General features: G+C 68.0%; 7 protein-coding genes. 4 read left to right on the forward strand and 3 right to left on the reverse strand.

The genetic code is table 11. The features are described from left to right. The first annotated feature begins 1 nt into the window (after position 1). Together LGR69_RS16715 and LGR69_RS16720 are read left to right on the forward strand one after the other, a co-directional pair. Positions 2-910 carry an alpha/beta hydrolase gene (locus LGR69_RS16715; RefSeq protein WP_091863283.1) on the forward strand — a complete coding sequence of 303 codons (909 nt, stop codon included), beginning with the start codon at positions 2-4 and terminating at the stop codon, positions 908-910. Beyond that, on the forward strand, positions 907-2,385 hold the full coding sequence (locus LGR69_RS16720) for a flavin-containing monooxygenase (RefSeq protein WP_230366705.1): 1,479 nt from the start codon (positions 907-909) through the stop codon (positions 2,383-2,385). The genes LGR69_RS16715 and LGR69_RS16720 overlap by 4 nt, the downstream gene beginning before the upstream one ends. Here the strand turns inward: LGR69_RS16720 and LGR69_RS16725 are convergent. Both LGR69_RS16725 and LGR69_RS16730 read right to left on the reverse strand, forming a co-directional pair. After that, the gene (locus LGR69_RS16725; RefSeq protein WP_230366706.1) at positions 2,377-3,429 is read right to left on the reverse strand and encodes an acyltransferase family protein; all 1,053 of its coding nucleotides are present in this window, start codon (positions 3,427-3,429) and stop codon (positions 2,377-2,379) included. The genes LGR69_RS16720 and LGR69_RS16725 overlap by 9 nt on opposite strands. 375 nt (positions 3,430-3,804) lie before the next feature. After that, positions 3,805-5,832 carry a putative bifunctional diguanylate cyclase/phosphodiesterase gene (locus LGR69_RS16730; RefSeq protein WP_230366707.1) on the reverse strand — a complete coding sequence of 676 codons (2,028 nt, stop codon included), beginning with the start codon at positions 5,830-5,832 and terminating at the stop codon, positions 3,805-3,807. A 182-nt stretch (positions 5,833-6,014) separates the two neighbouring features. Here LGR69_RS16730 and LGR69_RS16735 point away from each other — a divergent pair, with 182 nt between their 5' ends. Together LGR69_RS16735 and LGR69_RS16740 are read left to right on the forward strand one after the other, a co-directional pair. Further along, complete coding sequence (locus tag LGR69_RS16735; RefSeq protein WP_230366708.1) at positions 6,015-7,082, forward strand: spore photoproduct lyase family protein; 1,068 nt, start codon at positions 6,015-6,017, stop codon at positions 7,080-7,082. A gap of 51 nt (positions 7,083-7,133) precedes the next feature. Next, a complete protein-coding gene (locus LGR69_RS16740) occupies positions 7,134-7,592 on the forward strand; it encodes a nucleoside deaminase (protein WP_091863287.1) in 459 nt (152 codons plus the stop codon). A 78-nt stretch (positions 7,593-7,670) separates the two neighbouring features. On the opposite strand, the gene LGR69_RS16745 is transcribed toward LGR69_RS16740, so the two are convergent. Further along, the gene (locus tag LGR69_RS16745) at positions 7,671-8,339 is read right to left on the reverse strand and encodes a collagen-like protein (protein WP_230366720.1); all 669 of its coding nucleotides are present in this window, start codon (positions 8,337-8,339) and stop codon (positions 7,671-7,673) included. Between the last annotated feature and the right edge of the window lie 901 nt (positions 8,340-9,240).

Genomic DNA, 9,240 nt, shown 5'->3' on the forward strand with positions numbered 1-9,240 from the left:
CATGGCGAGCCTACGCGCCTATCTGGGCACCTGGATGGTCCGCAACAAAGTGCGCGGCCCCCTGTCGAAGGCCCGGGACGCGGCCGCCTTCCGCCGGATCTTCGAGGCGCCGGCGTTTCCCGACCCGAAGGGCGTCACCTACGAGCCCGGCACGTTGGGCGGGGTGCGGGGGGAATGGGTCCGCCCGAAATCCGGATCGGGTCTGCGGATGCTCTACATCCATGGCGGCGGCTTCATCGCCTGCTCGCCGCGCACCCATCGGCCGGTGACCGGCGCGCTGGCCAATCGCGGCTTCACGCTCTTCGTCCCCGATTACCGCCTCGCCCCCGAGCATCCGTTCCCGGCTGCCGTGGAGGACGTGATGGCGGTCTGGCAGGCGTTCAGCGCCGAGGGTCCGGCCTGCGTCGCCGGCGAGTCCGCGGGCGCCAACATGGCCCTGGTGCTGATCGGCGAGGCGCGCGCCCGCGGCCTGCCGATGCCCTGGGCGGCCGCGCTGTTCTCGCCGGCCACCGACTTCGTCTCCGAGGACGGATCGCGGCGCACCAATGCCTGGCGGGACGCGATGTTCGACCCCGGGGCGCTGGCGGTGATCCGCACGATGTATCTCGGCGATGCCGACCCGGCCGATCCGCGGATATCGCCGATCTTCGCCGATCCGACCGGCTACCCGCCCCTGCTGTTCCACGTGGGCGAGCGCGAGGTCCTGCGCGACGACTCGATCCGCATGGCCGAGAAGGCCCGGGCGGCCGGGGTCGTGACCGAGCTGAAGCTCTTCCCGGTCGTAGCCCATGCCTGGCAGTTCGCCGCCCATATGCTCCCGGAGGCGCGGACCTCGCTCGGCGAGGCCGCCGCCTTCCTCAAGGCCCACGCGCCGCAGAACGCGGCCGGATCGGGGAGTTCGCCGCGATGAAGGCCCCTGCGACCGAGCCCGCCGCCGAGCCCCTGGAAGTCCTGATCGTCGGCGCCGGCTTCTCCGGCCTCGCCATGGCGATCCGCTGCCGGCAGGCCGGGATCGGTCCGATGCGGGTGATCGAGAAGGCCGCGGATATCGGCGGCACCTGGCGCGAGAACACCTATCCGGGCGCGGCCTGCGACGTGCCCTCGCACCTCTATTCCCTGTCCTTCGCCCCCAAGCCCGACTGGACGCGGATGTATGCCCCGCAGCCGGAGATCCAGGCCTATCTGCGCGAGACCGCCGAGCGCCACGGGCTGATGCCCCTGATCCAGCTCGGCACCGCCTTCTCCGGCGCGACCTGGGACGAGGCGCGCGCGCTCTGGCATGTCGAGACCGATCGCGGGCCGATCACGGCCCGGGCGATCGTCTCCGCCATGGGCGGCCTGCACCATCCGGCCTATCCCGACCTGCCCGGCCGGGACGCCTTCGCGGGTGCGGCCTTCCACACGGCGACGTGGGACCATTCCGTCGATCTGGCGGGCAAGCGCGTCGGGGTGATCGGCACCGGGGCGAGTGCCATCCAGGTCGTGCCGGAGATCGCCAAGGTCGCCGGCCACCTGACCCTGTTCCAGCGGACGCCGCCCTGGATCATGCCGAAGCACGATCACGCCATCGCGGATTCCACCAAGGCGCGCTACCGGCGCCTGCCGGTCCTCCGGCGGCTTGAGCGGGCGCGCCTGTTCTGGCTGCACGAGCTGCGTGCGTTCTTCGGCTTCACCAAAGTCTCGAAACTGACCAAGCAGGCCGAGGGCCTGGCCCGCCACCACCTCGCCAAGGCGGTGCCGGACCGGGCCCTGCGGGCCAAGCTGACGCCGAATTATCGCCTCGGCTGCAAGCGCGTCCTGATCTCCGACGAATATTACCCGACTCTCCAGCGCCCGAACGTGACCCTCGAGACCGGCGACATCGCCCGGATCACGGAGGCCGGCGTCACCACCGCGGACGGCCGGGCGCACGCTCTCGACGTGATCGTCTACGCCACCGGCTTCGACGTCACCGGCAGCTTCGCCCGGATGAACCTCGTCGGGCGCAACGGCCAGCGCCTCGCGGAGGCTTGGTCGGACGGGATGGGCGCCTATCAGGGCATCACGGTCGCGGGATTCCCGAACTATTTCATGCTGCTCGGACCCAATACCGGGCTCGGGCACAACTCGATCATCGCGATGATCGAGATCCAGGTGCGGCACGTCCTCGATTGCCTGGCGGCGCTGCGCGGCGGCGCCCGGGCGATCGAGGTCCGCCCCGAGGCGCAGGCCCGGTTCCTCGATCGGATCCGGAGCCGGCTGGCCGACAGCATCTGGCAGGCCGGCGGCTGCCGCAGCTGGTACCTCGATGCCCAGGGCCGCAACACGACCCTATGGCCCGATTCGGTGATGGCCTACCGCCGCAGCGCGCGGCGGGCGCGGATGGCGGATTACCGGCTAGGTTGAAGGTCGCGGGCGGTCGGAGGCCAAGGCCCGCGTCAACACCCTGCGTATCGGGCGATCATATAACCGATCCAGCGCGTAGGCCGTCCCGGTGCAGAGAAGCGCGGCGAGTACGGCGACGAAGACCGGACGATTCTCCATGTGGAGGATCTTCACCGAGCCAACCATGAAGTGCAGCATCGGGACATGGATGGCATACAGGGGATAGGACAACCCGCCCGCGGCCCTGAACAGCGCCCGTTCCTTGCGATAATCCGAGCCGGCCGCGAGATAGATGATTGCGGGCAGCAGAAAGAGGATCGCAAACACATCGAATAACGGGCCGACGTCCGGAACGAACAGAACGGCGATGAGCAGCACCGCCGCAATCTCCGGCAGAAAGCCACCCTTGTCGGGCTCAGGCCGGTATCGCCACAGAACGACACCGATGAAGAACCCGAATCCCGCCCGGGCGAGACCGCCCGGATAGGTGGGCCACGTCGCGCCGAGATCGGCCGAGCCATTCTCAAGTGCGAAAGCGTAGATGGCGAGAGCAGATACGAGCGCAACGATCAGCAAGATCCAGGACCGGGCCTTATAAAAAAACGCCGCCCAGACGAGGTTCATCAGGATCTCGAGCGACAATGACCATAGCGGCGTATTCGTCGTGAAGATCGTATCCGTCGGGGCCGGACTGGACCACGGCTTCGGCAGCAGGGCCGTGTTGAACACCGTTCCGCCGACGATATCGAACACGCTGTATCGCGAATAATTCTGAGTATAAAATCTAATTAGGAAATATAAGCTTCCGATGGACAGCCCGAGCACGCTGAGCGGAAGCATCCGGATCAGCCTCAACCGCATGAAATCGACCAGCGGCATCGCGTCGAGCCGCGCGGCGTAAGCGTGGGAAAGGACGAAGCCGCTCAAGACGAAGAAGAAATCGACCGCCAGATAGCCATGCGGTGCGAGCGGGAGCCCGATGATGGAGAAATGAAAGATCATGACCCCGACTGCAGCGGCCCCTCTGAGCCCGTCGAGAACCTCATATCGCACCTCAGAGGCCATGGCATAAAACTCTATTTAATAAAATATTAATCCTCTTAAGCAATCAATTCAGAGCTATATCAAGTAATTTGCGCTGTGAATTCTGTTAAAATGTCGCATCTTTAGGCAGCGGCGACCCTCTGCATGCTGGCGCGTCTACCGGTTGTGTTGATAAATAGGATACGCTCTTCAGTTGTTCCGGCACGGCTTTGACGCGCACACAGCGATCGCGCCGCTTCGGCGACGTGGTGTGAGATCAGGACCTGCCGAGGAGATCGCATCTCCTTCCACGACTCGACGACCGCGAGGAAGCACCTCGGCGCGGCGTTGGTCTTGGAAGGCAGCGCCGCACCGGTCGTGCGCACGGCGTCCGCCAGGCGTTCCGACCCGCCCGCCTCAGGCCGCCTGCGGCTGCTGGGCGAACAAGACGGCTTCGAGATCCTGGACCCGGCTGGGCCGCCCGAGATGATAGCCCTGCAGGAACGGGCAGCCCATGGATTGCAGCATCTGCAGATCCTCCTGCGTCTCCACGCCCTCGGCCACCACCTCGAGCCCGAGCAGCGTGCCGAGGCCCAGAACGGCCAGGACCAGCCCGCGCTTGTCGTCGGAGGCGCTGAGCCCGGTGACGAAGTTCCGGTCGATCTTGATCCGGTCGGCCCGCAGCTGGCGCAGCGAGGACAGCGACGAATAGCCGATCCCGAAATCGTCGAGCGCCACCCGGATACCCGCGCGCGAGATGGCCTGCAGCTTGCCCTGCACCGCGCCGAGATCGAGGGCGGTCTCCTCGGTGATCTCGATCTCCAGCATCTCGGCCGGCAGGCCCAGGGTTACGAGGCGCTCGATCACGATCTCGTCCACCGGGATCTGCGCCATCTCCCGGGGCGACACGTTCATCGCAACGCGGACGGTGCCGAGCCCCCGGGCACGCAGGATCTGCATCATCCGGCAGACCCGATCGAGGATGAAGCGCAGGAGCGATTCGGTCAGCCCCGCCGTCGTGGCGGCGGCGATCAGGTCAGGCGGCGAGATCCAGCCGAGGCGCGGATGGTGCCAGCGCACCAGCGCCTCCAGCCCGACTAGGGTCCGGGCATCGAGGGCGTAGATCGGCTGGAACCAGACCTCGAGGGCGTTCTCGACCAGCGCGTGCGAGAGGTCGCGCTCCAGGTCGCGCCGCATCTCCAGGCAGCTGCGCAAACCGGCGTCGAACAGCCGGAAGCGGTTCCGCCCGACCGCCTTCGACGCGTACAGCGCCTCGTCGGCGCAGCTCAGCATCTCCATCAGGCTGGGCTCGGGCTCGGCGTGAATGCCGATGCTGACCCCGACCCGCCCCTCGTCGAACCCGTCGAAGGGCTGGGCGATGGCGGCGATGAGGCCGGCGGCCAGGGCCGCGTAGGTCACGCCGGTCGCCGAGGGATCGTAGAGCACCGCGAACTCGTCGCCGCCGAGCCGGGCGGCCAGGCCACCCGGCGGGAGGGTGGTCCGCAGCCGGCGGGCCACCTCGACCAGCACCCTGTCGCCGGTCTGGTGGCCGTAGACGTCGTTGACCGATTTGAAGCCGTCGAGGTCGAGCAGCAGCAGGCAGGCGGTCCCGGCGTTCCGGTGAGCCTCGGCCTGCTGGATGAAGCCGGCGCGATTGAGCAGGCCGGTCAGGTCGTCATGGGTCGCGCGCCAGCGCATCTCCTCGATGAGCGCGTTGGCACTCGCCTGCGCGTCCGCCCGGGAGCGGGCCAGCGCGGTGGCCTCGTTCTTCAGCCGGCTCGCCTCGCGAAAACCCGCCTCGCTCTGGAACGCCGACCGCGACAGGGCAGCCAGATAGAGCAGCACGCAGAGCGCCAGGCAGCTCTGGTCGAACCCGTCGGCGGCGAACAGGCAATAGGCCACCGACAGCAGCGGCAGCAGGATGAAGCAGACCGGGATCCGGGCATAGGCGGTGCCGTGCGTGACCGCGCCGGCGGTGATGCCGCAGGTGATGGTGAGGTAGAACAGGGTCTGGGCGGAGGTGTAGCCGGCGCAGAGCAGCGGCTGGAAGGCCCAGACGAGCCCCGACAGCAACGCCGCCAGGGTGCAGGCGCGCAGATGCCCATCGAGCGAGCGCGCGGCCTCCTGGGCCATGTCGGGGGGCATCGCGGCGGTCAGGGCGAGCCCCGGGCAGGCGGTCCTGCACAGGCCGATGCGCAGGAGGTTGGCGCCGGTCGAGGCCGCGTACCAGATCAGCCCGGCGCGGCCGTTGCCCGCCTGGAACGCCACCAGCACGCTGGCGAGCCCCAGCAGCATGTTGACCGGAATAGCGGTGAGGACGCTGCGCCGTACGGCCTCGAGCTGATCCCGACGGACAAGCGCCTGCGGCCGGCGATCCGGATCATCGGACGTCGCACCAGGGGCCGCCAGCCCAGGAGCGCGCCCCTCCAGGTCGTGAAGCGTCATCGTGCGTCCAATCCGAGGCGCACGGATTATCCACCCAGAGTCGTAAGAGAGTGTTGAACGTGTTGATCGGTTGAATCGACCGACACGGTCTGTGGACTTGGGACCCCGCGTCGCAAGCCATTCCGGTGCCGCCACGCCGCGCCATATCCGGTCCCGGGCCGCCGCCGGGCCCCGGATCCCCCATGGCCCTCACCAGCGACCTCCTCGACATCCGGACGATCTATCACGAGCCCAATGTCGGCGATTTCCCGATCGGGCACGAGATCCTGGCGCGCTTTCCCGACGCCGAGCGGATCCCGGTCCCGTCGCACTGGAACATCCCGGCGCTTCACGGCAACGCGGGCTCCGTGGAGGATTGGGTGCGCATCAAGCGCTCCACCCTGGTGCTCGGGGTGAAGAAGGGCCTGACCATGCGCCCCAACGGCCGGAGCGCCCATTTCATCGCGCCCTCGACCTCGAACGGCTGCGCCATGGCCTGCGCCTATTGCTACGTGCCGCGGCGCAAGGGCTTCTCGAACCCGATCTCGCTGTTCGTGAATATGGACCAGGCCTGCGCGGCGATCGCCCGGCATGCCGACCGCCAGGGCCCCCTGCCGGAGCCCGACACGATCGACCCGGCCTACTGGATCTACGATATCGGCGAGAACGGCGACCTCTCCGTCGATGCGGCGGTGAGCACCGGCGTGCGCACCCTGGTCGAGCGCTTCCGCACCCTGCCGAACGCCAAGGCCTCCTTCGCCACCAAGGCGGTCAACCGCGACCTCCTCGCCTACGACCCGCAGGCCAAGACGCGGATCCGGTTCTCGCTGATGCCCGCCCGGATCGCCAAGATCGTTGACGTGCGCACGAGCCCGATCCCGGAGCGGATCGCCGCGATCAGCGATTTCGTCGCCGCGGGCTACGAGGTCCACGCCAATTTCTCGCCGGTGATCCTCTACGAGGGCTGGGAGGCGGATTGGCGCGCGCTGTTTGCCGAGATCGACGACACGCTTTCGGACGCCGCCAAGGCCCAGCTCAAATGCGAGATCATCATGCTGACCCACAATGCGGGCCTGCACGACGTCAATCTCGGCTGGCACCCCAAGGCCGAGGAATTGCTGTGGCGGCCGGACATCCAGGAGGCGAAGGTCTCCGAGGGCGGCGGCACAAACCTGCGCTACCGGACCGGCTGGAAGGGGAAATGGCTCGCCCGGTTCAAGGCCCTGCTGGCCGAGACCCTGCCGTACTGCACCGTGCGCTACGCCTTCTGAACTCCCGGGCCGACGGCGCGTTGGGGCGCGGGTTCAGGGAAAGGCGCAGGGATGTCCGAGCACGAAGCCTATATCCGCGAGGCGGTCGCGCTGGCCGAGGCGAATGTCCGGGCCGGCGGCTCGCCCTACGGCGCGGTCATCGTGCGCGACGGGGCCGTGCTGGTCCGGGCCGCGAACACGGTGCACGCCACCAACGACCCGAGCGCCCATGCGGAGATGGTGGCGCTGCGCGAGGCCAGCCAGGTTCTGGCCAGCCGCGACCTCTCCGATTGCGTGATGTATGCGAGCGGCCGCCCCTGCCCGATGTGCCACGCGGCGATGCGGCTCGCGGGCTTCCGCGAAGGCTACTTCGCCTTCTCGGCCGAGGAAGCCGAGGAGCACGGGGCCGGCAGCGCGGCGATCTACGCGGAGCTGTGCCGCCCCCTGGACGAACAGCCGATGCGCCTCAGCCAGATCCGCCCCGCTGGCGCGGCGCCCTACGCCGCGTGGCGGGCGCGGCGCGAGGCCTGAGGCCTGTCGGAGGGGGTTTTCCTTTTCCAAGGCGGCGTCTCGGAATCTCCACGGACCGGCACGCCCCCGTAACGGACGCTAGTAGCGATCATCCGCGGAAACTCCCGCTCCGGGGTCCGACGGGGCGGTATCGTCGGTGCCCGGCGCCGGTTCCCGCAGCGGAGGAGTCGCGCGGGGCTTGGCCACCGAGCCCGTCCGGGTCGGCGAGGGCTTGGCTTTGACGGCGAGGCTCGGGGGCGCCGCTTTCCCGATCGGTCCGGGCACACCTTGCGGGCCGCGTGGTCCGGGCGGACCTGCCGGCCCGGCGCTGCCCACGGGACCCTCCGGTCCCGGCGGACCGCGCTCACCGGGCGGGCCGACCGGGCCCTCGGCACCCGGGGGGCCAGGCGGTCCCATCGCCCCCTGAGGACCGGGCTCGCCCCGGATCCCGGCCTCGCCGCGCGGCCCGGGCGGTCCGGGAAGCCCCGGCGCCTGCTGGCCGCATTCGCCCACGACGACGCTGCGCACCTGTTTGGGGGTCCGCAGCGTCGCGATGCAGGTGGCCGGGTGATAGACCACGTGAAACTCGAAGGCGCCCCGGCTGTCGGTGCGCTGCGGGAACCGGCCGTCGAGCGTGATGTCGGTGTCCGGCTCTCCGGTATTGCCCAGAACCCACAGGTCGCCGGCCGTGATCTTGGCGGCATCGATGCGCATATCGGCCTTGGCCGGCGCGATACAGACGATCAGCGCCGCAAAGACCGGAAACACGCTCCCGTACCGGCGCGATAGACACATGGCGGGTCCCGCGTTCTTCATATCGGCAACATGCCGCGCCTTTGCGGATTCGCAATAACGCGGCTTAAGTTCGGTGTGAAAAGCGACGTTTTAGCGAGCTACACGCCCGAATTCGGTATTCGCATGGCTGACATGCGCCATATGGCCGAAGGCTCGCACTTTCGTCCGACCGGAACAGCCGATCCGGGTGCGGTCGCGCACAGGGCGGTACGCCGATCGGTGACGCCATACGGGCGTCGTCGGCACTTGCTCCGCTGCTGGAACGGCCCCTTTTCCGGGGTGCTGCGGCGCTCAGCCCTGTCCCGCGCCCCGCAAGAGGGCTGTCCGACGCGCGCCGGGCCGGGTCGCGAATTTCTGTTCCTTCGCGATGCAACGGTTTTGGCAGGTTGTTCGTTTGGGGGTTCGGCGCTGCACCATGAGCGCCCGACCCAGCACGGCCACGCTTCGAGGCCGCCAGCAGCCTGTGCGGATTCCGCTTGTGCGGCGCACAATCGAATGCTGCGTAAGTTGTTGTCCGGGCCGTTGTTTCGGACGGACTGCGCCGGGGATTCGGTATCAACTACTGAACGTGAGGTTTGCGCGACAACCCCGCCTATGGCGGCTTAATCCCCGTTCAATATGCACTTTTTTACAAAGCTAACCTGTTTAGGCAGGGTAAATAAAATAGCTGCCGCCTTGTCAGCCCCTTAATTGGCGTCTATAAGCCCGGCACTAACTAATCATTAACCACCCGCCATTGGCCTCAAACGAGGATCTGAGACCATGCAGGGTCATGCCGAATCCCCCACATCCACGGGCGCCTCTGCGCCGCACCATAGGGTTGAGATGTCCGATGTGGCCGATCAGATTGCGGATCAGGTGAGCGAGGCTGCGG

Source organism: Methylobacterium brachiatum, assembly GCF_020523825.1.
GTDB lineage: Bacteria > Pseudomonadota > Alphaproteobacteria > Rhizobiales > Beijerinckiaceae > Methylobacterium > Methylobacterium brachiatum.

Coding starts and splice junctions, on each gene's coding strand:
- LGR69_RS16730 (WP_230366707.1), bottom strand. CDS start 5,832: ATGACGCTTCACGACCTGGAGGGGCGCGCTCCTGGGCTGGCGGCCCCT.
- LGR69_RS16725 (WP_230366706.1), bottom strand. CDS start 3,429: ATGGCCTCTGAGGTGCGATATGAGGTTCTCGACGGGCTCAGAGGGGCC.
- LGR69_RS16720 (WP_230366705.1), top strand. CDS start 907: ATGAAGGCCCCTGCGACCGAGCCCGCCGCCGAGCCCCTGGAAGTCCTG.
- LGR69_RS16740 (WP_091863287.1), top strand. CDS start 7,134: ATGTCCGAGCACGAAGCCTATATCCGCGAGGCGGTCGCGCTGGCCGAG.
- LGR69_RS16735 (WP_230366708.1), top strand. CDS start 6,015: ATGGCCCTCACCAGCGACCTCCTCGACATCCGGACGATCTATCACGAG.
- LGR69_RS16715 (WP_091863283.1), top strand. CDS start 2: ATGGCGAGCCTACGCGCCTATCTGGGCACCTGGATGGTCCGCAACAAA.